Here is a 24,147-nt window from a genome sequence, read left to right as displayed (position 1 = left end):
CCCTACTCCACGCAGTCCAGCAGGTCGCCGAGCTGGCCGATGCGGCGCTGGATGGTGGCGGCGCGGCCGGCGACGTAGCGCGACGGCTTGCCGGCCGACCAGCCGCGCGGGTTGGGCAGCACCGCGGCCAAGAGCGACGCCTCGCGGGCCGACAGCTGCGCCGCGCTCTTGCCGAAATAGGCCTGCGACGCGGCCTCGACCCCGTAGATGCCGGGGCCGAGCTCGACCACGTTGAGATAGACCTCCATGATCCGGCGCTTCGGCCACAGCGCCTCGATCATCACGGTCAGATAGGCCTCGAGCCCCTTGCGGACGAAGGTGCGGCCGTCCCAGAGGAAGACGTTCTTCGCCGTCTGGTTCGAGATGGTGCTGCCGCCGCGCAGCCGGCCGACGCCGGACTGGTAGCGGTCCCAGGCCTTCTGCATCGACTGCCAGTCGAAGCCGTCATGCCGGCAGAACAGGTTGTCCTCCGCCGCCACCGCGGCCTTGGCCACCACCGGCGCGATCCCGCTCCACGGCACCCAGTCGCGGTGCCAGCCCTCGCCCTCGAACAGGCGCAGCACCATCAGCGGCGTCGCCGGCACCGGCAGCACGCGGTAGACGACCGTCAGCGCCAACGGCGCCAGGACCAGGATGGCGAACAGGCCGCACAGGATCTTCGACCACCAGCGCCGGCGGCCCCACCACCGGCCGAGCGCGCCCGGCAAAGCGAGGCGCGGCAAGGGCAGGCGCGGCAGCCGCCAGCGGGACGCCCGGCGCCGCGCCGCCCGCGCCATCTATCGCAGCCAGCGGTGCAGCCGGTCCGCCGCCTCGGCCATCTCCCCGGTCGCGCCGGCGAAGGAGAAGCGCATGGTGGCGTGGCCGCGCACCGGGTCGAAATCGACGCCCGGCGTCGCCGCCACCCCGGTCTCGGCCAGCATGCGCCGGCAGAACTCGACGCTGTCGTTGGTCAGGTGGCCGATCTCGGCATAGAGGTAGAAGGCGCCGTCGGCCGGGGCCAGCCGGTCGAAGCCGGCGCGCGGCAGCGCCTCCAGCAGCAGGCTGCGGTTGCGGGCGTAGCGGGCGACGTTGCGGTCCAGCTCCTCGCCGCAGTCGAAGGCCGCCACCGCCGCGTATTGCGACAGCGTCGGCGGCGAGATGTAGAGGTTCTGCGCCAGGCATTCGACCGGCCGCAGCAGGTCCTCCGGCAGCACCAGCCAGCCCAGGCGCCAGCCGGTCATCGAATAGTATTTCGAGAAGCTGTTGACGACGATCGCGCTGCGGCTGGTCTGCAGCGCCGTGGCCGTACCCATGCCGTAGGTGATGCCGTGATAGATCTCGTCCGACACCAGGCGGATCGAACGCGAGTCGCAATAGGCGGTGAGATCGGCCAGGGCCTCGGGCGACAGCATGGTGCCGGTCGGGTTGGCCGGGCTGGCGATGATCAGCCCGTCCAGCCGGCCGCCATATCGCTCCAGCAGCTCGGGCGTCGGCTGGTAGCGGGTGTCCGGCCCGGCCGGGATCTCCACCGCCTCGATGCCCAATGCCGTGAGGATGTTGCGGTAGGCCGGATAGCCGGGCGCCGCCAGCGCCACCCGGTCGCCGACGTCGAAGGCGGCCAGGAAGGCCAGCAGGAAGGCGCCGGAGGAGCCGGTGGTGACCACCACCTGCTGCGGCGCCACGGCGCTGCCGTAGGCCCGGCCGTAATGGTCGGCGATGGCCTGGCGCAGCGGCGGGATGCCGAGCGCCACGGTGTAGCCGATCTTGTCCTGGCTCAGCGCCGCCTGCGCCGCCGCCAGAACGCCGGCCGGCGCCGGGGTCGAGGGCTGGCCGACCTCGAGATGCAGCACGTCGCCATGCGTCTTCTCGCGCGCGGCGGCGGCGGTCATCACATCCATGACGATGAAGGGCGGCACCTGGCCGCGGCGGGAGATCTTCATGACGGGCGGGTCTCGGGAACGGTTCGGGGCGGCACGGCGCCACCGGGTCGACACAGTCGGCCGCTAGCGTGATGATCCAGCGGAACGGATCGCCGGCACGGAGGGAGCGGAGCGTTGGGACGGATCATTCGGATCTTGATGCTGGCCCTGGCGACGGTCATCGTCGGGCCCCTCGCGGCGGCCCAGGCGCAACGCATTCCGGTGGTCCGCGACGCCGAGATCGAAACTAGCATCCACAAGATGCTGACGCCAATCTTCCGGGCGGCCGGGCTGAACCCGGGGGCGGTCACCATCTTCCTGGTCAATGACGACGACGCCAACGCCTTCGTCGCCGGCGGCCAGAACATCTTCGTCAATTCCGGGCTGATCCTGCAGACCCGCAGCGCCGGCGAGCTGATGGCCGTGCTGGCGCACGAGACCGGCCACATCGCCGGCGGCCATCTGGTGCGCGGGGCGGAGCAGATGGAGCGCAGCGGGCTGATCGCGACCATCGGCTCGCTGCTGGGCGCCGCCGCCGGGGCCGCGTCGGGGCGCGGCGACGCCGGCATGGCCGGCGTCATGACCGCCCAGGACATGGTCCGGCAGAACATGGTCAACTTCACCCGCGGGATCGAGAGCTCGGCCGACCAGGCGGGCTTGCGCTTCCTGGCCCAGGCCGGGATCCCGGCCGACGGCATGCTCAGCTTCCTCAAGCGCATGCAGGATGCCGAGCTGGCCCGCCCCTCCGGCTCGGAATACGCCCGCACCCATCCGCTGACCCAGGACCGGATCGAGGCGGTGCAGGATGCGGTCGAGAAATCGGCGCTGCGCGGCGGCGCCATGCCGCCCGGCTATGACGACATGTTCGCGCGGATGCGGGCCAAGCTGTTCGGCTTCACCCAGCCGATGAGCGTGGCGCGGGTCTATCCGCCCGGCGACACCAGCATCCCGGCGCAATACGCCCGGGCGATCGCCGCCTACCGCAACAACGTCTTCGCCGACGCGCTCGGCCGCACCGACGCGCTGATCAAGGCGGAGCCGCGCAACCCCTATTATCTCGAGCTGCGCGGCCAGATCCTGCTGGAGACCGGCCGGCTGGCGGAGGCCCGGCCCTACTACGAGCGCGCCCTGGCCCTGTTGCCGGGCGAGCCGCTGCTGCTGATCCCGCTGGCCCAGACCAAGATCGACCGCGGCTCGGATGCCGAGCTGCGCAGCGCCATCCGCGACCTGGAGCGGGCCAGCGTCGAGCCGGAGAAGACGCCGCCGATCGTCTGGCGGCTCTTGGGCACCGCCTACGGCAAGGTCGGCGACATGGGCAAGGCGGCGCTGGCCCTAGCCGAGGACAACCTCGCCCGCGGCGACAAGCCGAATGCGCGGGCCCAGGTCGACCGGGCGCTGCAACTGCTGCCGCGCGGCTCACCCGGCTGGCGCCGGGCCCAGGACCTGCAGCGCGAGGCCGAGGACAAGCCCGGCTAGCGCATGGCCTTGCGGTCGAATTGTCGCCGAAACCGTGTAACGCTTGATCATCCCGTCGCGAAAGGCGACTAGTGGGACATGCTTCAGCGAAAGGATCCTCCTATGCTCCGCCCCCGCCTCGCCAGCCTGGCCGTCCTCGCCGCGGTGGCGGTCGCGTCGCCGACGGTCTCGGCGCAGCAGAGCACGCCCGCGATCGACCCGGCCCAGAAGGAGGCGATCGAGCAGGTCGTGCGCGACTACATCCGTGCCCATCCGGAGATCGTGGTCGAGGCGCTGGACGCCTATCAGGCCAAGAAGGACGAGGAGGAGCGCGCCGGCCAGACGAAGACGCTGACCAGCCGGGCCGAGGAGATCTTCCGCAGCGCCTCCTCGCCGGTGATCGGCAACGCCCAGGGCGACGTCACGCTGGTCGAGTTCTTCGACTACCAGTGCGGCTACTGCAAGCGGGCCCAGCCCGACCTGGAGCGCCTGATAAAGGCGGATGGCGGCCTCAAGGTCGTGCTGAAGGAGTTCCCGATCCTCGGCCCCGCCTCGGTGACCGCGGCCCGCGCCTCGCTGGCGGCGCAGAAGCAGGGCAAGTATCTCGACTTCCACACCAAGATGATGGGCCTCAAGGGCCAGCTGACCGACCAGGTGATCTATGACACCGCCCAGCAGGTCGGGCTCGACCTCGACAAGCTGAAGCAGGACATGAACGACCCGTCGGTGGTGGCGGAGCTGCGCGCCAACATGGACCTGGCCGAGGCGCTGGGCGTGCAGGGTACGCCGGCCTTCGTCATCAACGACCAGATCATCCCGGGCGCCGTCGGCTTCGACGCGCTGAAGAGCCAGATCGACAAGGACCGGGCGGGCTGAGAACCGGTTCGGTCTTCAAGACCGCGTAGGTTGGGTTCGCCGACGGCGAACCCAACCTACGACTTCCGACCGGTAGGCGCCTCCTCATCGATGAGGTCGAGGCGGGATTCCAGCTCGCGGATGGCGCTGCGCTGGATCAGGACCTGGACGCCGAGCCAGATCATGGCGGCGACCATCAACAGGAACACGATCGGGTCGATCATGGACGTCTCCTTGCGCTGAGACGGATGGGTCGATGCGGGTCTCAGGCGGTGGGGCCGCCCAACGCCCGCAGGATGGCGCCGGCGATCTCCGGCGCGCGGTCGGCCAGGCCGCCCTCGAGCCGGCCGTAGAGCAGGAACACCGCCGGCTGCAGCACGCAGCCGAAGGCGATGGCGGTGGCGAGGCGAGGATCGGCGATGGTCACGGCGCCCTCGCGGATGCCGTCGGCGATCACGGCGCCGATGACGTCGCCGGGGTTGGGCTCGCCCACAGCGAAGCTGGGCAGCGCCCGGTGCTGGACGATCAGCAGGAAGCGGAACAGCGACGGGTCGCGGTCGTGCAGCCGGCAGCATGCCTCGACCATCGCCCGCATCCGGGCGGCGAAGCCGGCCAGCCCCTCCTGCGCCGCATGGACCTGGCGGCCGAGCTCGACATAGCGGTCGGCGAACAGCCCGGCCACGAACTCGTCCTTAGAGGTCAGGTGGCGGTACAGCGCCGCCTCGGTGACCCCCACCGCAGCGGCGATGTCGCGCACCGAAGTGCCCTCCACCCCGCGCTCGGCGAACAGGCGGATAGCCGCCTCCTCGATCCGCGCCCTCGTGTCCCTGCCCTTGCCGGCCATGTCAGCGACTCAAGAAGTTAGTGATCGTTAACTAACTATTCTGAGGCGCACCAAGATGTCAATGCCCCGCCCTCAGTCGGGCGGAGCGGCGTCCGGATCAGCCCTCGGCAGCCAGGAACCGCAGGACCGCCTCGGCAACGGCGTTCGGCGCCTCGCGCTGGGGGAAATGACCGACCCCGGGCAGCACGTCGCGCTCGTAGCGGTCGCGGAAGAACTTCTCCTTCCCGGCGGAGGTCGAGGGGTCGTTGCAGGGGTCGGAGCCGCCGTGCAGGACCAGCGTCGGCACGTCGATCTCCAGGCCCCCGGCCAGCCGCGCCTCGATCTCGTCATAGCGCGGGTCGCGTGGTGCCAGGCCCCAGCGGACCCGGTAGGAGTGCAGCACCACATCGGCCCAGTCCGGATTGTCGAAGGCGGCGGCCGTTTCCTCGAACTCCGCGTCCGACAGTTCCCACTCCGGGGTCCAGATCCGCCAGATGTAGCGGGTGAAGCCGCGGCAGTCGCGGCGCACCAGATCGGCGCCGCGGTCGAGCGCCATGTACCAGTGGTACCAGTAGTTCTGAACCTGGGTCAGGCTGAGCTCCTGGTCGGGCGAATTGGTGCCCCAGCCGACCGACAGGGCGATGCAGCGCGACACCCGCTGCGGCGCCAGGGCGCTGGCGATATAGGCCGCGCGGGCGCCCCAGTCGTGCCCGACCACGGCGAAGCGGCCCAGGCCGAGCGCGTCGGCGAAATCGAGCGCGTCCTGCCCCAGTGCCGGGAGCTGGCCCGAGCGCATGGTGCCGGGGTCGAGGAAGGCGGTGCCGCCGAAGCCGCGGAGGTTCGGCGCCAGGGTGCGGAACCCGGCCTCGTGCAGCGCCGGCAGCATCCGGTCCCAGGTGCGCAGATGGTCCGGCCAGCCGTGCAGGAGCACCAGCGGAGGGCCGTCCGCCGGTCCCGAATCCTCATAGGCGATGCGCAGCAGCGGGGTGTCGACGGATGCGGTCCGGGTCACGGCGGTCTCCCTGGCCTCACTCCTTCACGGCGCCGGTCATGCTGGAGACGTAGTGCTCGACGAAGAAGGAGTAGAGCAGCACCACGGGCAGCGAGCCCAGCAGGGCGCCCGACATCAGGGCGCCCCATTGGTAAGTGTCGCCCTGGACCAGCTCGGTCAAGACCCCGACCGGCACGGTCTTGCGCTCGGAATCCGAGATGAAGGTCAGGGCGTAGATGAACTCGTTCCAGGACAGGGTGAAGGCGAAGATGCCGGCCGAGATCAGGCCGGGCACGGCCAGCGGCAGGGTGATGCGGCGCAGGATCTGCAGCCGCGAGGCGCCGTCGATGATGGCGCATTCCTCCAGCTCGAACGGGATCGAGCGGAAATAGCCCATCAGCAGCCAGGTGCAGAACGGCACCAGGAAGGTCGGATAGGTCAGGATCAGCGCCCATTGGCTGTTCAAGAGACCCAGCTGGCCGAGCTGGACCGCCAGCGGGATGAACAGGATCGAGGGCGGCACCAGATAGGCCAGGAAGATGGCGAGGCCGACGACGCGCGCCCCGGTGAAGCGCAGCCGCTCGATCGCATAGGCGGCGAGGACCGAGCAGACCAGCGCCAGCACGGTCGATCCGACCGCGATCACCATCGTGTTCCACAGCCAGTTGGGATACGAGGTCTCGAACAGCAGGAACTGGATGTGCCGCAGCGTCGGCTCGGCCACCCAGAGCGGGTTGAAGTCCTTGTAGTTGTAGAGCTCGGCGTTCGATTTCACCGAGGTGACCGCCATCCAGTAGAACGGGAACAGCAGCACGAAGACGAACACCGCCAGCGGCAGGTACACCGTCACCACCCGGCGCGGCAGCCGCTCCAGATAGCCCATGCCGCCTTCGTCGGCGATCCCGTCGCTCTTGATCGCCATCAGTCGCGCCCTCCCTGCTGCCAGCGCTGCCGCTGCAGGCCGAAATAGCTGAACATCACCGCCGCCAGCAGGAACGGGATCATCGCCGAGGCGATCGCCGCCCCCTCCCCCAGCTGGCCGCCGGGGATGGCGCGCTGGAACGACAGCGTCGCCATCAGATGGGTGGCGTTCAGCGGGCCGCCGCGGGTCAGCACGTAGATCAGTTGGAAGTCGGTGAAGGTGAACAGCACCGAGAAGGTCATCACCACGGCGATGATCGGCGACAGCATCGGCAGGGTGATCCAGCGGAAGCGCTGCCAGTTGCTGGCGCCGTCCAGCACCGCCGCCTCGTACAGCGACTGCGGGATGGTCTGCAGCCCGGCCAGGAGGGTGATGGCGACGAAGGGAATGCCGCGCCAGATGTTGGCCGCGATCACGGACGCCCGGGCGTTGGCGACATCGCCCAGGAAGTTGATCGGCGTGTCGATCAGCCCGAGCTTGATCAGGGCCCAGGAGATCACCGAGAACTGGGCGTCGAAGATCCACCAGAAGGCGATGCCGGACAGCACGGTCGGCACCACCCAGGGCAGCAGCACGATGGCGCGCAGGAAGGCCTTGAACGGCAGGTGCCGGTTCAGGAGCAGCGCCAGCCACAGGCCGAGCACGAATTTGAACAGGCTGGCGACGGTCGTGTAGAGGACGGTGTTGAACACCGACAGCCAGAAGATCGAGTCCTCGTACAGGAACTCGTAGTTCTCGGCCCCGATCCAGATGCCGGGCCGGCCGAGGCGCGTGTCGGTGAAGCCGAGATAGACGCCGAGGCCGAGCGGATAGGTCAGGAACAGCAGCAGGATCACCGCGGCCGGCAGCAGGAAGGCCAGCCCCAGCGCGTTGCGGCTCTCCATCATCCGCGCCATCCACGACGCGGTCGGGGGCGGCGATCTTCGCTGCGCGATCGTCGACATCTGTCCTCCCACTCGTGCCATCCGCCGTCCGCGGGCGCCCGGCTTGCGGCCTCAGGCCGCTCTGAAGTTGATCGTCATGTCACGGCGCTACCGGCGCGGGACCGCAGGGTCCAGCCCCTTGATCGTGTCGAGCCCGATGGCGCCGGCCAGGATCGCCGCGCCGAAATCCGCCCCGGCGGCGTCGGCACCGGTGAAGTCCGCCCCGGTGAGATCGGCGCCGGAGAAGTCGACATGCTGCAGGCTGGCGCCGGTGAAGCGGGCCCCCTGCAGCTTGGCGAAACGGAACCAGGCGCGGCCGAGATCGGCTCGGGTGAAGTTGGCGCCCTCCAGCCTGGCGCTCGAGAAGTCGGCCCGCATGATCCCCATCGACTGGTTGCGCATGTCGACCGCCAGCCTGGCATCGGTGAAATCGGCCCCGCGCAAGTCGAAGCCGCCGAAGCGGGCGATCACCCGCGCCCCCACAAACCTGGTCCGGACGAAGACCGGGGCCTCGGCCGGGTTGGTCTGCAGGCCCGAGGCGACGACCAGCCCCTGGATGTTGGCGCCGGACAGGTCGGCCCGGGTGAAGTTCGCCCGGATCACCCAGGCGAGGCCGAGATTGGCGCCGGTCAGGTCGGCCCCAGTCAGGTTGCTGTCCTCCAGCTTGGCCGCGAACAGATCGGCGCCGGCGAACTTCGCCCCCGACAGGTCGAGACCGCTGAGATCGACCTTCTCCAGCGACCTGCCGGAGAAATCGGCCGGCGCTGCCGGGGAGGCGCGGGACAGCATCGCGACCACCTGGTCGCGCGTCAGATCGGCGCTCCAGCCCGGCGCGGCCAGGGCGGCGAGCAGCACCGCCAGCACGATCCGACAGCCGAACACCATGCTTGGCCTCCCTCCCCGGGGCAGCCCGTAGGTTGGGTTCGCCGAGGCGAACCCAACAGCCAAACCAATGTTGGGTTCGCATTCGCGAACCCAACCTACGTGATGCTACACCCGATAGTACCGCTCGGCCCGCTTCTGGGCCCGCGCCGCCGCTTCCTCCGGCGTGCGCTGGCCGGTGGCGGCCTCGGCGACCATGTTGACGACGATGTAGTCCGCCATCGCCGCCGCCGACGCGTAGCCCAGGGGCCCGGCATAGCCGTTCGGGCGCAGGCGCTCCGACGCGCCGGCATAGGCGGCGTGGTTCGGGTCGGCCTTCCAGATCGGGTGGTCGGCATAGCCCTTCAGCGGCTGGCAGCAATAGCCGCTCGCCGCCTCCATCCAGGGGAAGAACTGCTCCTTCTCCCACATGAAGCGCAGGTACTCCTTCGCCGCGTTCGGGTATTTGGTGTAGTTGAAGACGATCGCCGAGGTGGTCTGGCACAGCTCGACCGACTGGCCGACCGGGCCGACCGGCAGCGGCACGCAGCGGATGTCCTTGGCCATCTCCTTCAGGTTGGCGTCGTTCTTGGCGGCGTAGTAGAGCGACACGCCGTTCGCGGTGACGCTGACCTCGCCGGCCAGGAAGGCCCGGTTGTTGTTGGTGTCGAGCCAGGCCTCGGTGCCGGGGATGAAGGTCTTGTACAGCTCGGCCGCATATTTCAGCCCGGCGATCGTCTCCGGGCTGTTGATGACGACGTTTCCCTGCTCGTCGACCATCTTGCCGCCATGGCTCCACATGATCCAATGGCCGAAATTGTTGCCGTCGCCGACGCCGTTGCCGAGGGTGAAGCCGGGCGGGTGGCCGTTCTCCTTCAGCTTGCGGCACAGCGCCAGGAAGCCGTCGGTGTCCTTCGGGAATTCGGAGAAGCCGGCTTCCTTGACCCAGCTCTCGCGATAGCAGATGGCGTTGCCGATCGCGGCCAGCGGCAGTCCGATGAACTTGCCGTCGCGCTGGGCGTAGCCCTGCAGGCCCTCGTACCAGCCGCCGTATTTGGTGCCGAGGTAGTTGGCGAGCTCGGTGACGTCGAGCAGCTTGTCGGGATAGAGCTGGGCGTCGTCGAACCAGACCAGGACGATGTCGGGCCCGCTGCCGACATTGGCGGCGACCGCCGCCTTCGGCCGGATGTCCTCCCAGCCCTCGCTGTCGACCCGCACCGGGACGCCGTATTTGTCGCTGAACGCCTTGGTGTTGGCCAGCCACTGGGTCTCGTCGCCCTGCACGAACTTGGCCCAGCGCAGCACCCTGAGGGATGCGCCCGATTCCGGCGTGTAGGACAGGTCCTGGGCGTGGGCCGGGCGGATCAGGCCGCCCGAGCCGATGGCGCCGGCCGCGGCAAGGCCCGCCCCGGTCTTCAGAACGTCGCGCCGCGTGAACTCAGCCATGTTTCCTCTCCCGTCTGTCTTTGCTTGAAAATCGCTGTCTGAAAGCCGCCGCCGTCACAGGCGGCGTTCGGTCTCCGCGTCGAACAGGTGGACGCGCCCGACATCGGGCTGCAGCCGGATGGTGTCGCCGGGGCCGAAGCTCTGGCGCTCGTTGAACATGGCGCAGATCTCCTGTCCCGCCATGCGGCCATAGACGAAGGTGTCGTCGCCGGTCGGCTCCATCACCTCGACCTCGGTCGGCAGCCCGGCGCCGTCGGCGGCGACGCGCAGATGCGACGGCCGCACGCCGTAGCGCACCCGTTTCCCGGCCTCGACCGGCGCACCCGGCGGCAGCGGCAGCAGCGTGCCGTCGCCGGCGCGGACGCCGCCATCGGCCACCGTGCCGTCGATGAAGTTCATGGCCGGCGAGCCGATGAAGCCGGCAACGAAGACATTGGCCGGGTTGTCGTAGAGATCGAGCGGCGCGCCCGCCTGCTCCACCCGCCCGTCGCGCATCACCACGATCTGGTCGGCCATGGTCATGGCCTCGACCTGGTCGTGGGTGACGTAGATCGAGGTGGTCTTCAGCCGCTGGTGCAAGAGCTTGATCTCGGTGCGCATCTGCACCCGCAGCTTGGCGTCGAGATTCGACAGCGGCTCGTCGAACAGGAACACCTGCGGGTCGCGGACGATGGCGCGGCCCATGGCGACGCGCTGGCGCTGGCCGCCGGACAGCTGCCGCGGATAGCGGTCGAGCAGCGCCGACAGGCCGAGGATGCCGGCGGCGTCACCGACCAGCCGGTCGATCTCGGCCTTGTCGGTCTTGGCCAGCATCAGGGCGAAGGCCATGTTGTCCCGCACCGTCATGTGCGGGTACAGCGCGTAGTTCTGGAACACCATGGCGATGTCCCGCTCCTTCGGCGCGACATCGTTGATGCGGCGGCCGGCGATGGAGATGTCGCCGCCGGTGATCCGCTCCAGCCCCGCGATCATGCGCAGCAGGGTGGACTTGCCGCAGCCGGAGGGGCCGACCAGCGCCACGAATTCGTGGTCGCCGATCTCGATGTCGACGCCATGAATGATCGGGACGGTGCCGAAGCTCTTGGTGACACCACGGATCGAGACCGAGGCCATTCCCCCTCCCTATTGAGCGATGCCGGAAGCGTCATGGCCGCCGATCGTTGCCGCAGAGGGTAGCGGATGGTCCTGTCGGGTCAAACGGATTCGACGTTATGATCGTACAAATCTGTTACCGGTATCAGACACCCGGAACGCAGGCGCCGGAACGCCGAGCGGGTTCGGCCGCGGCGTAGATTTCGCCAGAAGGAAACAAGCTTCGGCTTGCATCGATCGTTACAGCGTATTCATGAAACTATCCGCCACCTTCATCCGAATACACAGATGCCGCTCCGACGCGCTCTCCACATACAGAGACGATCGAGCGCCGCTTCCGGAGGGGCCGGAAGCGCCCTGCCTTGCGGAGAAGATCATGCTGAACGCCATCGATCGTCGTGAATTCCTGATGGGCCTGGCCGCCGCCGGCGGCGCGGCCGTGCTTGCCGCCGGCTCCCGCACCGCGGCGGCGGCCGCGCCGGTCGCCGTGCCGCGCGCCCGCAACGTCGTGCTGGTGCACGGCGCTTATGCCGACGGATCCTGTTGGGTGGAGATCATCCCCCGGCTGCAGCAGGCCGGGCTGAACGTGACGGCGGTGCAGAACCCGCTGCAGTCCCTGGCCGAGGACTGCGCCTTCACCCAGCGCGTCCTGGACCTGCAGGACGGCCCCACGGTGCTGGTCGGCCACTCCTATGCCGGCGAGGTGATCACCCAGACCGGCGTTCATCCGAAGGTCTCGGCCCTGGTCTACTGCTCCGCCCGCGCGCCGGACGCCGACGAGGACTACACGGCGCTGGCCAAGACCTATCCGACCCCGCCGGCGAGCGCGGGCGTGGTCCATGCCGGCGGATACGCCTGGCTGGGCGAGGAGGCGTTCCTGCGCGACTTCGCCGGCGACGTCGACCCGGCCAAGGCCCGCGTGCTCTACGCCGTCCAGGGCCGCGTCTCGGACGCGCTGTTCACGGCCAAGGTGACGCAGGCGGCATGGCGGTCGAAGCCGAGCTTCTACCAGGTCTCGGCCCAGGACCGCACGATCAACCCCGACCTGCAGCGCTTCATGACCAGGCGCATGGGTGCGAAGACGATCGAGCTGCCGTCCAGCCATCTCGGCATCGTCTCGCACCCGCAGGAGATCGCGGCGCTGATCCTGCAGGCCGCCGGCGCGGCGTGAGGAACGTTCAGCCGTAGGTTGGGTTCGCCGGATGGCGAACCCAACATCCAGACGCCGGCGCAATGTTGGGTTCGCGGCCGCGAACCCAACCTATGCAGGTCAATGACGGCTGGGCAGGAAGTCCTCGATGTAGTCCTCGACCACCCGGTCGATGCTCTCGTCGATCGGCAGGCCGAGCGCGCGGGCCCGGTCCCAGGAGGCGTCGGTGGCCCAGCCGTCGACGATCGCCTGGATCACCGGGTCCGGCTTCGTCGTGATCGGCCCGAGCTTGATCTGGTACTTCTCGGCCACCCGCTTCACCGCCGCCACCATGTCCTCCACCGTGTAGGCGCGGCTCGGCAGGTTGACGGCGCGGTCGTCGCCCAGCGCCGCGGCCGGCGCCTCGTGCAGGCCGATGAAGCTGGCGACGCAGTTGCGGTAGCCCAGCATCGGCAGCTGCGCCCGGGTCACCGGCAGCACGCATTCGACACCGTTCAGCGGCTCGCGGAACACGCCGGAGCAGAAGCTGGAGGCGGCGGAATTGGCCTTGCCGGGACGGACGAATATGGTCGGCAGCCGGGCCGAGCGGCCGTCGAAGAAGCCCTTGCGGCTGTAGTCGTTGACCAGCAGCTCGCAGATCGTCTTGGTGACGCCGTAGGTGGTCTGGCTGGTCTGCTTGGTGGCGTCGGTCACCGTCTTCGGCATCACCGAGCCGCCGAACACGGCGATCGAGCTGGCGGCAACCAGGCGCTGCGCCCCGCCCTTCCGGGCCCGCACCGCCTCGAACACGTTCAGCCCGCCGTCGAGATTGACCCGCAGCGCCAGGTCGAAATCCTTCTCGCCGCCGCCCGACAGGATCGAGGCGAGGTGGAACACCGAGATGTCGTCGCGGTCGACCAGGCCGAAAACGGTGGCGCGGTCGGAGATGTCGCCGGTGACGATCGACACCCGGTCGTCGAGGCCGTCCGGCCGCTCGGCCGGCGCCGCCATGTCGAACAGGGTGATCGCGTCGATCGGCTCCTGCTGGCCGGAGATGCCGGTCAGCGTGCCGCGCTTCAGCAGCGCCCGGGCCAGATTCAGCCCGACGAAACCGAGACCACCGGTGATGACGACCTTCATCCTGCGTTTCCCCTGAACCTGCCGCCGTCGACCGGCGGCCGTATTGTACGACTTATATGGTTTAGATCGACCCCGCCCCGACGGCAAGGAAAAGGGGCGCCCGGCTGGGGCGCCCCATGGATGGCAGCGGCCTGGATCAGGCCTTGCCGGCTTCGCCGACAGCCGCACCCGTGGTCTCGCCCACGGCCTGCTCGGCCGCCGCGATCTCGGCCTGGCGCCGGCGGATCGCCTCGCCGATCGGCGGTCCCTGGAAACGGCGGTTCTCCAGGAAGAACCAGACGAGCGCGGTGATGATCAGGAAGGCGATGGTGATGTACAGCGCCTTCTCGTTCGGCGGCTGCACGCCGATGATGAAGATCAGCACCGCCGCCGCGACGCACAGCACCGCCACCAGCCGGTAGGCGCCGCCCAGCGTCCACGGCCCCATCTGCGTCCACGTCCGGCCATAGGCCCAGGCCCCGAGCGCCACCGGCAGGCCGTAGGAGATGAACAGGAAGATCACCGCCACCGAGACGACGATGGAGTAGAGGTCGGCATAGACGGTCAGCAGCACCGCCAGCGCCGTGCCGGTCCAGATCGCCGCGACCGGGGTGCGGAAGGTCGGGCTGACCTTGCGCAGCGAGGCCGAGGCCGGCAGGCCGCCGTCGCGGGCGAAGGCGAAGATCATCCGCGACACCGAGGTCACGGTGGCCAGGCCGCAGAGATACTGGCTGACGGCGATGCCGAAATAGAGCGTGTATTTCAGCCCGGCCGGCAGCACCGCGTCCGAGGTCCAGAAGAACACGTTCCAGCCCTGGGCCGCAGCCTCGTCCATGTTCGGGATCGCCAGCACGAAGGCGACCAGCATGGCGTAGCCGAAGACGGCGGACAGCACCACCGACCGCACCATCGACCGCGGCACGTTGTGCGACGCCTGCACCGTCTCCTCGGAGGTGTGGGCCGAGGCGTCGAAGCCGGTGATGGTGTAGATCGGCAGCAGCAGGCCGAGCAGGAACACCATCAGCAGGCTGCCATGCTGGGGCCAGACGTCGCCGCCCGCCGGGCCGCTGTAGTTGGTGAAGGTCCACAGCCGGGAGATGTCGATCGCCGGGGCGTAGGCCAGGAAGGCGATGGTCAGCGCCACCGCCACCAGGAAGATCAGGTAGCCGCTGAGGTCGGTCAGCAGCGTCGTCACCCGGATGCCGAGATGGTTCAACAGCGCGTGGCTGCCGGTCAGCAGCGCCAGGAAGATGAACTGGGTCCAGGCATTGGCCTCGAGCCCGAGCTGGGCCCCGAAGGCACCGACCACGAACAGGAAGGTGCCGACATTGATCGCCGCCAGCACCGCGATCAGCCCGATCAGGTTGAACCAGGCGGTGAACCAGCCCAGCGCCCGGCCGCCGAGGATCGAGCCCCAGTGGTAGAGGCCGCCGGCGGTCGGATAGGCCGAGGCGATCTGGCCCATGCCGAGGGCGAAGATCAGCGACACCAGGCAGCCGAGCGGCCAGCCGATGCCGATCGCGGCGCCGCCGACGCCGCCGATGCCCTGCCCCAGCGAGTTGATGCCGCCGGACAGGATGCAGATGATCGAGAAGGAGATGGCGAAGTTGGAGAAGCCGGACATCCGCCGCAGCAGCTCCTGGGCATAGCCCATGCTGTGCAGAACCTTCACATCGTCGGAGATGTCGTGCGGGCTTCCCGGACCGCGAGCGTCCTGGGACATCGATCTGCGCTCCCTGTTGTCGTTCTGGACTGCTTCCTGGATCGCTCCCTCACAAGAACGGGCATGATTCCACACAGGACCCGCCCGGATCCGGCAGAAACTGTCTCACCGAACCACAACGCCGACAAGGGTATTGCGGGAAGGACGGCTCCGGACCACGCCGCGTCGCGGCCCGTCTTGCCGCCGCTTCGTCAGGCATGCTCTGAATAGGCTCCGCATATCGACCCGCATCGGATCCTCCGGCAAAGCGGCGGGCGACAGGAAACGGGAGACTTCGAACCTATGGCGCAACCGACATCCCGGGCCGCTAGCCCCCGCCCCGCCGCGTCCGCGGCCCGCTTCACCGCCCCCCGCTTTACTGGCGACGACGCCCGCAGGCTGGTGCAGGAGGGGGGATACAACCACGTCAAGGTGGCGCTGACCGATGTCGACGGCATCCTGCGCGGCAAGTACATCTCGCGCGACAAATTCCTGTCGGCGCTGGAGAAAGGCTTCGGCTTCTGCGACGTGATCGTCGGCTGGGACAGCCACGACCAGCTGTACGACAACGCCCGCTACACCGGCTGGCACACCGCCTATCCGGACGCGCCGGTGCGCATCCTGCCGGAGACGATGCGCCGGCTGCCCTTCGAGAACGACCTTCCCTTCTTCCTGTGCGAGCTGGCCGACCAGGCCGAGGCGGTGTGCCCGCGTGCCCTCTTGCGCCGGATGCTGGACAAGGCCGCCGGCATGGGCTTCGGCCTGAAGGCGGCGTTCGAATACGAGTTCTTCCTGTTCGACGAGACGCCGCATTCGGTGCGCGAGAAGCACTACCGCAACCTGACCAGCCTGACGCCCGGCTTCTTCGGTTATTCGACGCTGCGCAACACGGTCTGGTCGGACCTGTACCACGAGCTGCTGGGCACCATGCAGGCGCTGGACTGCGAGATCGAGGGGCTGCACACCGAGACCGGGCCGGGCGTGCTGGAGGCGGCGATCGCGGTCGATGACGGCCTGTCCGCCGCCGACAAGGCGACGCTGTTCCGCACCTTCACCAAGGTGATCGCCCAGCGCAACAACCTGATGGCCACCTTCATGTCGAAGTGGTCGAACGAGGTGCCGGGGCAGAGCGGCCACATCCACATGTCGCTGGTCGACGGCAAGGGCAAGCCGGCCTTCCATGATCCGAAGGACCCGCACGGCATGAGCGCGACGATGCGCCATTTCGTGGCCGGCCAGCAGGCGCTGATGCCGGAGTTCCTGGCCATGATCGCGCAGACGGTGAACGCCTATTCCCGGCTGATCCCCGGCTTCTGGGCGCCGACCTCGGCGACCTGGGGGGTGGAGAACCGGACCACGGCGCTGCGCGTGATCCAGGGCGGGCCGAAGAGCCAGCGGGTCGAGTTCCGCATCGCCGCCGCCGACGCCAACCCCTACATCGTCCTGGCCGCGGCGCTGGGCGCCGGCCTCTGGGGCATCGAACGCAAGCTGGAGCTGGGCGAGCCGGTCAAGGGCAACGCCTACGCGAAGTCCTTCCCGCGCAAGATGGAGCTGCCGCGCACGCTGTGGGAGGCGGCGCAGCGGCTGCGCGCATCGAAACCGGCGCGCGGCCTGTTCGGCGACGACTGGGTCGAGCATTTCGCCGCCACCCGCGAATGGGAGGAGCGCGAATTCCGCAAGCACATCACCGATTGGGAACTGGCTCGGTACTTCGAGATCATCTGAGAGACCGCTTGGAAATGCTACTGGCGCGGCCGTCTGATGGCGGTTTCTGCGCTTCCGGTGCTCACGGACCCAAACGTCCGCTGCGCGCCGGTTCTCGAAACCACCACCAGCCGACTCACGCCAGCGCATTTCCAAACGGTCTCTGAGGCCTGCGCCTGAACCCAATCCGAAGGAGCGTTCCATGGATCTCGGCCTGACCGGAAAGACCGTGCTGGTGACCGGCGGATCGAAGGGCATCGGCCTGGCCTGCGCCAAGGCGTTCCTGGCCGAGGGCGCCAGGGTCGCCATCGTGTCACGCAGCCAGGCCAATCTCGACCGCGCCGCGGCCGGGCTGCCCGGCACCGTCGCCATCGCCGCCGACCTGACCGACGCGGCCGCCGCCCTGTCGGCGGTGGAAACGGCCGAGCGTCAGCTCGGCCCGATCGACGTGCTGGTCAACTCGGCCGGCGCCGCCCGGCGGACCCCGGCGGAGGAGTTGACCCCGGCCGCCTACAAGGCGGCGATGGACGCCAAGTTCTTCTCCTACATCAACGTCATCGACCCGGTGGTGAAGCGCATGGCCGCGCGCGGCACCGGCGTCGTGGTCAACGTCATTGGCAATGGCGGCAAGGTGCCGGCCACCGTCCACATCGCCGGCGGCGCCGCCAACGCCGCGCTGATGCTGGCCACGGCCGGCCTGGCCACCGCCTATGCCGGCAAAGGCGTCCGCGTGGTCGGCGTCAACCCCGGCCTGACCGAGACCGAGCGGGTGGCCGAGGGGCTGCAGGCGGAGACCCGGCTGCACGGCATCACCCTGGAGGAGGCGCGGCGGCGGGCGGTGTCGCGCATCCCGCTCGGCCGCGGGGCGCAGCCGGAGGAGATCGCCGACGCGGTGCTGTTCCTGGCCTCGGCCAAGGCCGGCTACATCACCGGCGTCAACATCAGCATGGACGGGCTGCAGAGCCCGGTCATCCTCTAGCGACCCATGGTGACGAACGCCGCGTCCAAGGCACCGGGGGTGTCGGTCCAGGGGCTGGGATTCCTGGTGGCGACCAGTCTGATGTGGGGCTTCAACTGGCCCCTGGTGAAATATCTGGTGGCCGTGCTGCCGCCCTTCTCGGTGCGGGCGGCGAGCGGCCTGATCGGCACCGCCCTGGTGCTGGCGATCGCCCTGGCCCGGCGCGAATCCCTGGTGCCGCCGCGCGGCCAGTGGGGCCGGCTGTGCCTGGCGGCGTCGCTCAACGTCACCGCCTGGATGGCGCTGACCACCCTGTCGCTGCTGTGGCTGCGGGCGTCGGAGACGACGATCCTGGCCTACACCCTGCCGATCTGGGCCGCGCTTCTGGCCTGGCCACTCTTGGGCGAGCGGCCGACCCCGGCCCGCGGCATCGGCCTGGTGCTCGGCCTGTCCGGCATCGTGCTGCTGGTGGCGCACGGCACGCCGGGCGAGGCCGATATCGCCGCCAAGCTGCCCGGCGTCGCCTTCGCCCTGGCCGGGTCGATGCTGTTCGCGCTCGGCACCGTGCTGGCCAAGCGGGCGCCGGTGGCGATGCCGCCGACCGCCCTGGTGGCGTGGCAGACCGGGCTGGGCCTGCTGCCGCTGCTGCTGTTCTGGCAGCTGCTGGAACAGCCGGACTTCGGGGCGCTCGACGCCGATCACTGGCTGGCGCTGGTCTATGGCGGCGTCCTGGCCTTCGGTCTCGCCTATATCGCCTGGTTCGCGGCGCTGCGCCGGCTGCCGGCCTCGGTCGCCACCATCGGGGCGCTGATGACGCCGGTGATCGGAGTCCTCGCCTCGGTGGCGATGCTGGGCGACCCGTTCGGCCCGCGCGAGATCGGCGCCCTGGCTCTGACCCTCGGCGGCGTCGCCCTCGCCACCTTCGGGCGGTGAACAGATTATCCGGAATAGATCGCCCCCCTGCTTCGTCTCTCTCTCGGGGGGTGCGAGAGCTCCCTTCCACCACTGGACCCCTCAGCCCCGCCTCCTCCGGCGGGGTTCTTTTTTGCGGGGCCTACGCCAGCGCCTCGGCATAGGGGGCGACGGCACGGGCCTGGCGCAGCGTCGTGCCCCACCAGCGCAGCGCCTTCAGCATCACCGCCATGGCGGCGGTCGGCTGCTCCGGCTCGACCAGCCGGCCGGAAGCGTCGAAGCGGCGCTGGGCGAAGGCCAGGCTGACCGTGTCGCGCAGCGTCACCGCATGCAGCTCGGCGAACACCAGGCGCAGCTGCTCCACCGCCCGCAGGCCGCCGGAGATGCCGCCATAGCAGACGAAGGCCACCGGCTTGGCCTGCCATTCGGCATAGGCGCAGTCGATCATGAACTTCAGCACCGCCGGGTAGGCGTGGTTGTATTCCGGCGTCACCACGACGAAAGCGTCGGCCCGGTCGATGCGCTCGCGGAAGGCGGTGACGCCCTCCCCGTCCCGCCGGCCGCTCCAGTCCGGCAGGCCGAGCGCGCGCGGGTCGATCGGGTCGAGCGCGAAGCCGCCGGCCCGCTCGATCTCGCCGGCCGCCCAGCCGGCGACGGTGTCGCAGAACCGCCCGTCGCGGACGCTGCCGTAGATCAGGCCGATGCGCAGAGTGTCCATGATGCCCCTCGATGGTGGTGAGTCGGGGCAGCCTACAAGTTCAAGTCAGCTTCAGCTCAAGCGGTTTCCGCGCGGACGGAATCAGCGTGTCTTCGCCGGGTCGTTCGCCGGCCCGCCGAAGGCGAGGCGCATGACGTAGCCGCGCAGATCCGGGGGCCAGGTCGCGGTCTCCTGCTCGAAGCGGCCACGGTCGCTGGCGAACAGGGCGCGTGATGCTTCCTCGAAGCCGGGCAGGTCGCCCGCCATCGCCGACATGACGCGATAGGCGGCCTCCCGCGCCGCGCGCATCCGCTGCGTTGCGCCGCCGGCCCGCCGGGCCTCGTCCACCAGCTTGCGCAGCGCCACCGATGCTCCGCCCGGCTGAGCCGCCAGCCACTCCCAATGCCGCGGCAGCAGGGTGACCTCGCGCCCGACCACGCCGAGCTTCGGCCGTCCCCGCCCCCGAGGCTCCGCCGGCTCGGCGCTGTCCGCCGGCGCCAGCCGCGCGACGATCTCGGCCTCGCTGCCGCGCAGGTCGAGATCCACCACCCGCCCGGTCGTGTCGTCGAAGACGAGGATGGGGCCGCCCATATTGCGGTCGACCCTGGCCTTGGCCACCAGCGCGACCTCGGCCAAGGGGCCGGACAGCAGCAGCGTGGGGCCTTCGAAGGCGGTGCAAGGCGTGGAGGCGGTCGCGGTCACGGCAACAGGATCCCGGTGGCGAGACGAGCCGATTTATACCCGGGCAAAATGTCTTGCGTCAATATCACCCGGGCAATAATCTCGCACCACTATGGAATGGGATCGGGCGATGAAGAGCGAGGACAGGAAGGCGGCCATCGCCGCCTGCAAGGAGCAGAGGGTGTCCGCCGGAATCTATGCGGTGCGCTGCGTCGCGTCGGGCGGGACCTGGGTCGGGCGCAGTCCCAACCTGGCCACCGCGCGGAACCGCGCCTGGTTCATGCTGCGCTTCGGCAGCCACACGCATCCCGGCCTGCAGCAGGCGTGGCGCGCGCATGGCGAGGCCGCCTTCACCTTCGAGATGGTCGAGATCCTGTCCGAGGAGGACACCACCCACTTCCGGGACAAGCGCCTGAAGCAGCGGCTGGAGCACTGGCAGGCAGCGCTCAAGGCTGGGGTGATCTGATCCGGACGTAGGTTGGGTTCGCGACGCGAACCCAACATCGACATGCCGGGAACATCGCCCGTGTTGGGTTCGCCTGAAGGCGAACCCAACCTACGCACTATTGCTTCACCCGCTCCATCCGCGGATCGTAGAGCGGATCGAGATGCACGCGGCACGGCACCCGCTCGGTCGCGACCTCCAGCTCGTAGCGACTGCCCAGCAGCGCCTCGCGGTCCAGACCGGCCGGGTCGCGGACATAGCCGAGGCCGATCGGCTTGCCGACCGTGTGGCCGAAGCCGCCGCTGGACAGCCAGCCGGCCGGCTTGCCGTCGCGCAGGATGGTCTCGCGACCCAGCAACACCACCGACGGGTCGTCGACCGTGAAGGTGGCGAGGATCTTCTTGAGCCGCTGCCCGCGCTGCGCCTCCAGTGCTTCGCGCCCCTGGAAGGGGATGCCCGTCTTCAGCTTCACCGCCCAGCCGAGCCCGGCCTCGAGCGGCGTATGGTCCGGCCCGATGTCGCTGCCCCAGGCGCGGTAGCCCTTCTCCAGCCGCAGCGTCTCGATCGCGCGGTAGCCGGCATTGGCGATGCCGTGCGCCGACCCCGCGGCCATCACCGCCTCATACACACCGACGGCGAACTCGGTCGGGATGTGCAGCTCCCACCCCAGCTCGCCGACATAGGTGATGCGCAGCGCCAGCACCGGCGCGCCGGCGACGGCAATCCGGCGGACGCGGCCGAAGGGGAAGCCGGCGTTGGAGACGTCGTCGCGGGTCAGCGCCTGCAGCACGTCCCGCGCCTTCGGCCCCATCAGGCTGAGCACCGCGTAGGACGAGGTGACGTCGACCAGATGTGCGTCGGCGCCGGCCGGGATGCTGCGGGCGATCCAGTCGAAGTCGTGGGTGGCGAAGCCGGTGCCGGTGGTGATGTGGTAGCGGTCCGGCGCCAGACGGGCGACGGTCAGGTCACATTCGATGCCGCCCCTGGCGTTCAGCATCTGGGTGTAGATCAGCGTGCCCGGCGGCCGCGACACGTCGTTGGCGCAGATCCAGGACAGCGCCGCCTCGGCATCCCGGCCGACCATCGCGAATTTGGCGAAGGAGGACTGGTCGAACACCGTCACCGCTTCGCGGGTCGCCCGGTGCTCGCGCACCACCGCCGCGAACCAGCTCGGCCGGCCGAAGCTCGGGATCTCCTCGGCAGCCTCGCCCGCGGCCGCGAACCAGTTCGGCCGCTCCCAGCCCAGCTTCTCGCCAAAGCAGGCGCCCTGGGCCTTGAGGCGGTCGTACAGCGGCGACCGGCGCAGCGGCCGGGCGCTGGCATGCTCCTCGTTCGGCCAGGCGATGGCGTAGTGCTTGCCGTACAGCTCCAGCGTCCGCCTGCGGACCCAGTCGACATCGGCCTGGGCCCGGCCGAAGCGGCGGATGTCGACCGGCCACAGGTCGTAGGGCGGCTCGCCGCCCGCGATCCACTCCGCCAGCGCCTTGCCGGCGCCGCCGCCCGAGGCGATGCCGAAGGCGTTGAAGCCGGCGCCGACATAGAAGCCGCGCAGCTCCGGCGCCTCGCCGAGGATGAAGTTGCCGTCCGGGGTGAAGCTCTCCGGCCCGGCGATCAGCTCCTTCACCCCCGCCGTCTCCAGCGCCGGCACGCGGCCCATCGCCAGCTCGACGATCTGCTGGAAGTGATCCCAGTTCGGCTGCAGCAGCTGGAAGTTGAAGCCTTCGGGAATGCCGTCGATGGCCCAGGCGATCGGGTTGGGCTCATAGCCGCCCATCACCAGCCCGCCGACCTCCTCCTTCCAATAGGTCAGCCGGTCGGGGTCGCGCAGCGTCGGCAAGGTGCGGGTCACGCCCGCGATCGGCTCGGTCACCATGTACTGGTGCTCGACCGACACCAGCGGCACGTTGACCCCGACTATGCGGCCGAGCTCGCGCGCCCATTGCCCGGCGCAATTCACCGCAGCCTCGCAGGCGATGCGGCCGCGGCTGGTCACGACCGCCGTCACCCGACCGTCCCTGGTCTCGATGCCGGTGACCTCGGTGTCCTCCCAGATCGCAGCGCCGGCCATGCGCGCGCCCTTGGCCAGGGACTGGGTGATGTCGGACGGGTTGGCCTGGCCGTCCGTCGGCAGGAAGGCGGCGCCGACCAGGTCGTCGACCCGCATCGGCGGCCACAGTTCCTGCGCCTCCTTGGGCGACAGCAGGTGCATCTCCAGCCCGAAGCTGCGGGCCGTGGTCGCCTGGCGCTTCAACTCGGTCCAGCGCGCCTCGGTGCAGGCCAGGCGCAGCCCGCCATTCATCTTCCATCCCGTGGCCAGGCCGGTCTCGCGCTCCAGCTCGGTGTAGAGCCGCACCGAATGGCCCAGCAGCTGGGTGATGCTGGCGCTGGAGCGCAACTGCCCGACCAGGCCGGCGGCATGGAAGGTGGAGCCGGAGGTCAGCTTGTGCCGCTCGATCACCACCGTGTCCGCCCAGCCCAGCCGGGCGAGGTGATAGGCGGTCGAGACCCCGACGATGCCGCCGCCGATGACCACGGCGCGGGCCTGGGTGGGAAAGGCGTTCATGGCATCCTCTGGAAGTCGTCCCAGGCGCTCTCGAAGCGCCGCAGGTTCTCGTCGGTATAGGCGGCGTAGTCGAACTCCAGCGTCGAATGGATCTCCGACACCATGCTCCACATCGCCTCGCGCAGCAGCGACGCCGCCTTCATCGCGGCGTAACGCCGGCGCAGATCCGTCGAGACTGGGGCGCCGAAATAGGCGTCCAGCATCGCCGCCTCCTCCGCCGCCGAGAAGCCGTTGTTCGAGGCCAGGCCGCCGAGGTCGAACAGCGGGCTGTTGAAGCCGGCATAGTCCCAGTCGACCAGCCACAGCCGCCGGCCGTCGTCGATGAAGTTCGCGGCCAGCAGGTCGTTGTGGCCCAGCACCAGCTCGACCGGCCCCACCGCCGCCTCCAATCGCGCAGCGCGATCGAGCAGCCCGGCCAGCTCCGCCGCCGGCCGCCGCCCTTCCAGGGCGTGGGCGTAGTCGCGCAGCACGTGGAAGACCCAGAAGGCCAGGACGGGGCCGCGCAGATGGGCCGGCATCTCATGGTGCACGCGGCGCACCAGCTCCAGCACCCGCGGCGCCTGCTGCCGCACCCGCTCGGGCGTCAGCGTCTCGCCCGCGACGAAGCGGGTCACCAGGATGCCGGGTTCGGCGTGCTCCACCGCGGGCGAGATGCCGGCATCTGCGGCGGCGCGGCTGGCCGCCAGCTCGTTGAAGCGCAGGATGTGATGGTGCGGGATGTCGGCGCCCAGCCGCACGACATGGATCCCGGCGGCGTCGTCGACCCGGTAGTTGCGGTTGGTCAGCCCGCCGGCCAGCGGCGCGACGATGACACGCCCGCTCCAGCAGCCCAGCCCGGCGATGATGTCCGATGCCTCCGGCATTTCCCGCCTCCCTGACCGACGGATAGGCCGTGCCATCCCCGCCGTCAATCTCGAAGCACCGCAAATCCACACAAAGCCAAATCAAGATGTGGCTTCTTATTGAAAACG

At 69.5% G+C, this 24,147-nt stretch carries 23 protein-coding genes; 7 read left to right on the top strand and 16 right to left on the bottom strand.

Annotation, left to right across the window (positions count from 1 at the left end):
* Window positions 1-2 precede the first annotated feature (2 nt).
* A complete protein-coding gene (gene mtgA / locus ACFW16_RS21385) occupies window positions 3-776 on the bottom strand; it encodes a monofunctional biosynthetic peptidoglycan transglycosylase (RefSeq protein WP_380308727.1) in 774 nt (257 codons plus the stop codon).
* On the bottom strand, window positions 777-1,919 hold the full coding sequence (locus tag ACFW16_RS21380) for an aminotransferase class I/II-fold pyridoxal phosphate-dependent enzyme (protein WP_380308725.1): 1,143 nt from the start codon (window positions 1,917-1,919) through the stop codon (window positions 777-779).
* 114 nt (window positions 1,920-2,033) lie between these two features.
* Here ACFW16_RS21380 and ACFW16_RS21375 point away from each other — a divergent pair, with 114 nt between their 5' ends.
* Both ACFW16_RS21375 and ACFW16_RS21370 read left to right on the top strand, forming a co-directional pair.
* Window positions 2,034-3,374 carry a M48 family metalloprotease gene (locus ACFW16_RS21375; RefSeq protein ID WP_380308723.1) on the top strand — a complete coding sequence of 447 codons (1,341 nt, stop codon included), beginning with the start codon at window positions 2,034-2,036 and terminating at the stop codon, window positions 3,372-3,374.
* Between the two features lie 102 nt (window positions 3,375-3,476).
* Entirely contained in the window at window positions 3,477-4,229 is a 753-nt protein-coding gene (locus ACFW16_RS21370) for a DsbA family protein (protein WP_380308721.1), read from the top strand.
* A gap of 56 nt (window positions 4,230-4,285) precedes the next feature.
* On the opposite strand, the gene ACFW16_RS21365 is transcribed toward ACFW16_RS21370, so the two are convergent.
* From ACFW16_RS21365 to ACFW16_RS21330, 8 genes are all read right to left on the bottom strand, one after another.
* The gene (locus ACFW16_RS21365; protein ID WP_380308719.1) at window positions 4,286-4,432 is read right to left on the bottom strand and encodes a hypothetical protein; all 147 of its coding nucleotides are present in this window, start codon (window positions 4,430-4,432) and stop codon (window positions 4,286-4,288) included.
* Window positions 4,433-4,473: 41 nt separating this feature from the next.
* Window positions 4,474-5,052, bottom strand: coding sequence for a TetR/AcrR family transcriptional regulator (locus ACFW16_RS21360; RefSeq protein WP_380308717.1), 579 nt, complete (start codon window positions 5,050-5,052; stop codon window positions 4,474-4,476).
* Window positions 5,053-5,149: 97 nt separating this feature from the next.
* Entirely contained in the window at window positions 5,150-6,043 is an 894-nt protein-coding gene (locus tag ACFW16_RS21355; protein WP_380308715.1) for an alpha/beta fold hydrolase, read from the bottom strand.
* A 16-nt stretch (window positions 6,044-6,059) separates the two neighbouring features.
* Window positions 6,060-6,944, bottom strand: coding sequence for a carbohydrate ABC transporter permease (locus ACFW16_RS21350; protein WP_380308713.1), 885 nt, complete (start codon window positions 6,942-6,944; stop codon window positions 6,060-6,062).
* Window positions 6,944-7,888, bottom strand: coding sequence for a carbohydrate ABC transporter permease (locus ACFW16_RS21345; RefSeq protein WP_380308711.1), 945 nt, complete (start codon window positions 7,886-7,888; stop codon window positions 6,944-6,946). Before ACFW16_RS21345 ends, ACFW16_RS21350 begins: the two co-directional genes overlap by 1 nt.
* 87 nt (window positions 7,889-7,975) lie before the next feature.
* Window positions 7,976-8,752, bottom strand: coding sequence for a pentapeptide repeat-containing protein (locus ACFW16_RS21340; protein ID WP_380308709.1), 777 nt, complete (start codon window positions 8,750-8,752; stop codon window positions 7,976-7,978).
* Window positions 8,753-8,857: 105 nt separating this feature from the next.
* A complete protein-coding gene (locus ACFW16_RS21335; protein WP_380308707.1) occupies window positions 8,858-10,174 on the bottom strand; it encodes an ABC transporter substrate-binding protein in 1,317 nt (438 codons plus the stop codon).
* A 54-nt stretch (window positions 10,175-10,228) separates the two neighbouring features.
* The gene (locus ACFW16_RS21330) at window positions 10,229-11,287 is read right to left on the bottom strand and encodes an ABC transporter ATP-binding protein (protein ID WP_380308705.1); all 1,059 of its coding nucleotides are present in this window, start codon (window positions 11,285-11,287) and stop codon (window positions 10,229-10,231) included.
* Between the two features lie 355 nt (window positions 11,288-11,642).
* On the opposite strand from ACFW16_RS21330, the gene ACFW16_RS21325 reads away from it, so the two are divergent.
* Window positions 11,643-12,437 carry an alpha/beta hydrolase gene (locus ACFW16_RS21325; RefSeq protein WP_380308703.1) on the top strand — a complete coding sequence of 265 codons (795 nt, stop codon included), beginning with the start codon at window positions 11,643-11,645 and terminating at the stop codon, window positions 12,435-12,437.
* Between the two features lie 99 nt (window positions 12,438-12,536).
* On the opposite strand, the gene denD is transcribed toward ACFW16_RS21325, so the two are convergent.
* Together denD and ACFW16_RS21315 are read right to left on the bottom strand one after the other, a co-directional pair.
* The gene (denD, locus tag ACFW16_RS21320; RefSeq protein ID WP_380308701.1) at window positions 12,537-13,535 is read right to left on the bottom strand and encodes a D-erythronate dehydrogenase; all 999 of its coding nucleotides are present in this window, start codon (window positions 13,533-13,535) and stop codon (window positions 12,537-12,539) included.
* Between the two features lie 136 nt (window positions 13,536-13,671).
* Entirely contained in the window at window positions 13,672-15,237 is a 1,566-nt protein-coding gene (locus ACFW16_RS21315) for an amino acid permease (RefSeq protein WP_380308699.1), read from the bottom strand.
* Between the two features lie 282 nt (window positions 15,238-15,519).
* Here ACFW16_RS21315 and ACFW16_RS21310 point away from each other — a divergent pair, with 282 nt between their 5' ends.
* The 3 genes from ACFW16_RS21310 (at window position 15,520) to ACFW16_RS21300 (ending at window position 18,811) form a co-directional block, all read left to right on the top strand.
* The gene (locus tag ACFW16_RS21310) at window positions 15,520-16,941 is read left to right on the top strand and encodes a glutamine synthetase family protein (protein ID WP_380308697.1); all 1,422 of its coding nucleotides are present in this window, start codon (window positions 15,520-15,522) and stop codon (window positions 16,939-16,941) included.
* A 181-nt stretch (window positions 16,942-17,122) separates the two neighbouring features.
* On the top strand, window positions 17,123-17,899 hold the full coding sequence (locus ACFW16_RS21305) for an SDR family oxidoreductase (protein ID WP_380308695.1): 777 nt from the start codon (window positions 17,123-17,125) through the stop codon (window positions 17,897-17,899).
* A 6-nt stretch (window positions 17,900-17,905) separates the two neighbouring features.
* Window positions 17,906-18,811, top strand: a complete 906-nt coding sequence (locus ACFW16_RS21300; RefSeq protein ID WP_380308693.1) for a DMT family transporter — start codon at window positions 17,906-17,908, stop codon at window positions 18,809-18,811.
* A gap of 121 nt (window positions 18,812-18,932) precedes the next feature.
* Here the strand turns inward: ACFW16_RS21300 and ACFW16_RS21295 are convergent, their stop codons facing one another.
* Window positions 18,933-19,508 (bottom strand): NADPH-dependent FMN reductase, encoded by a 576-nt coding sequence (locus ACFW16_RS21295; RefSeq protein WP_380308691.1) that lies wholly within the window; start codon window positions 19,506-19,508, stop codon window positions 18,933-18,935.
* An 81-nt stretch (window positions 19,509-19,589) separates the two neighbouring features.
* A complete protein-coding gene (locus tag ACFW16_RS21290) occupies window positions 19,590-20,189 on the bottom strand; it encodes a DUF2239 family protein (RefSeq protein WP_380308689.1) in 600 nt (199 codons plus the stop codon).
* Window positions 20,190-20,298: 109 nt separating this feature from the next.
* Between ACFW16_RS21290 and ACFW16_RS21285 the strand changes: the two genes are divergently transcribed.
* On the top strand, window positions 20,299-20,634 hold the full coding sequence (locus tag ACFW16_RS21285; protein WP_380308687.1) for a GIY-YIG nuclease family protein: 336 nt from the start codon (window positions 20,299-20,301) through the stop codon (window positions 20,632-20,634).
* 97 nt (window positions 20,635-20,731) lie between these two features.
* Here ACFW16_RS21285 and ACFW16_RS21280 read toward each other — a convergent pair whose 3' ends face one another.
* Both ACFW16_RS21280 and ACFW16_RS21275 read right to left on the bottom strand, forming a co-directional pair.
* Entirely contained in the window at window positions 20,732-23,176 is a 2,445-nt protein-coding gene (locus ACFW16_RS21280; protein WP_380308685.1) for an FAD-dependent oxidoreductase, read from the bottom strand.
* Window positions 23,173-24,039 (bottom strand): phosphotransferase, encoded by an 867-nt coding sequence (locus ACFW16_RS21275; protein WP_380308683.1) that lies wholly within the window; start codon window positions 24,037-24,039, stop codon window positions 23,173-23,175. Before ACFW16_RS21275 ends, ACFW16_RS21280 begins: the two co-directional genes overlap by 4 nt.
* Window positions 24,040-24,147: the final 108 nt, after the last annotated feature.

Origin of the sequence: Inquilinus sp. NPDC058860 (assembly GCF_042743185.1) — a bacterium.
Classification (GTDB): domain Bacteria; phylum Pseudomonadota; class Alphaproteobacteria; order DSM-16000; family Inquilinaceae; genus Inquilinus.
Note: the sequence above shows the minus strand (reverse complement) of the source record. Positions and strands in the feature narration are given on the sequence as shown.

Excerpts from the sequence above, each read along its gene's own strand:
- mtgA (WP_380308727.1), bottom strand. The coding sequence starts at position 776 with ATGGCGCGGGCGGCGCGGCGCCGGGCGTCCCGCTGGCGGCTGCCGCGC.
- ACFW16_RS21380 (WP_380308725.1), bottom strand. The coding sequence starts at position 1,919 with ATGAAGATCTCCCGCCGCGGCCAGGTGCCGCCCTTCATCGTCATGGAT.
- ACFW16_RS21370 (WP_380308721.1), top strand. The coding sequence starts at position 3,477 with ATGCTCCGCCCCCGCCTCGCCAGCCTGGCCGTCCTCGCCGCGGTGGCG.
- ACFW16_RS21365 (WP_380308719.1), bottom strand. The coding sequence starts at position 4,432 with ATGATCGACCCGATCGTGTTCCTGTTGATGGTCGCCGCCATGATCTGG.
- ACFW16_RS21360 (WP_380308717.1), bottom strand. The coding sequence starts at position 5,052 with ATGGCCGGCAAGGGCAGGGACACGAGGGCGCGGATCGAGGAGGCGGCT.
- ACFW16_RS21350 (WP_380308713.1), bottom strand. The coding sequence starts at position 6,944 with ATGGCGATCAAGAGCGACGGGATCGCCGACGAAGGCGGCATGGGCTAT.
- ACFW16_RS21345 (WP_380308711.1), bottom strand. The coding sequence starts at position 7,888 with ATGTCGACGATCGCGCAGCGAAGATCGCCGCCCCCGACCGCGTCGTGG.
- ACFW16_RS21340 (WP_380308709.1), bottom strand. The coding sequence starts at position 8,752 with ATGGTGTTCGGCTGTCGGATCGTGCTGGCGGTGCTGCTCGCCGCCCTG.
- ACFW16_RS21335 (WP_380308707.1), bottom strand. The coding sequence starts at position 10,174 with ATGGCTGAGTTCACGCGGCGCGACGTTCTGAAGACCGGGGCGGGCCTT.
- ACFW16_RS21330 (WP_380308705.1), bottom strand. The coding sequence starts at position 11,287 with ATGGCCTCGGTCTCGATCCGTGGTGTCACCAAGAGCTTCGGCACCGTC.
- ACFW16_RS21325 (WP_380308703.1), top strand. The coding sequence starts at position 11,643 with ATGCTGAACGCCATCGATCGTCGTGAATTCCTGATGGGCCTGGCCGCC.
- denD (WP_380308701.1), bottom strand. The coding sequence starts at position 13,535 with ATGAAGGTCGTCATCACCGGTGGTCTCGGTTTCGTCGGGCTGAATCTG.
- ACFW16_RS21315 (WP_380308699.1), bottom strand. The coding sequence starts at position 15,237 with ATGTCCCAGGACGCTCGCGGTCCGGGAAGCCCGCACGACATCTCCGAC.
- ACFW16_RS21310 (WP_380308697.1), top strand. The coding sequence starts at position 15,520 with ATGGCGCAACCGACATCCCGGGCCGCTAGCCCCCGCCCCGCCGCGTCC.
- ACFW16_RS21305 (WP_380308695.1), top strand. The coding sequence starts at position 17,123 with ATGGATCTCGGCCTGACCGGAAAGACCGTGCTGGTGACCGGCGGATCG.
- ACFW16_RS21300 (WP_380308693.1), top strand. The coding sequence starts at position 17,906 with ATGGTGACGAACGCCGCGTCCAAGGCACCGGGGGTGTCGGTCCAGGGG.
- ACFW16_RS21295 (WP_380308691.1), bottom strand. The coding sequence starts at position 19,508 with ATGGACACTCTGCGCATCGGCCTGATCTACGGCAGCGTCCGCGACGGG.
- ACFW16_RS21285 (WP_380308687.1), top strand. The coding sequence starts at position 20,299 with ATGAAGAGCGAGGACAGGAAGGCGGCCATCGCCGCCTGCAAGGAGCAG.
- ACFW16_RS21280 (WP_380308685.1), bottom strand. The coding sequence starts at position 23,176 with ATGAACGCCTTTCCCACCCAGGCCCGCGCCGTGGTCATCGGCGGCGGC.
- ACFW16_RS21275 (WP_380308683.1), bottom strand. The coding sequence starts at position 24,039 with ATGCCGGAGGCATCGGACATCATCGCCGGGCTGGGCTGCTGGAGCGGG.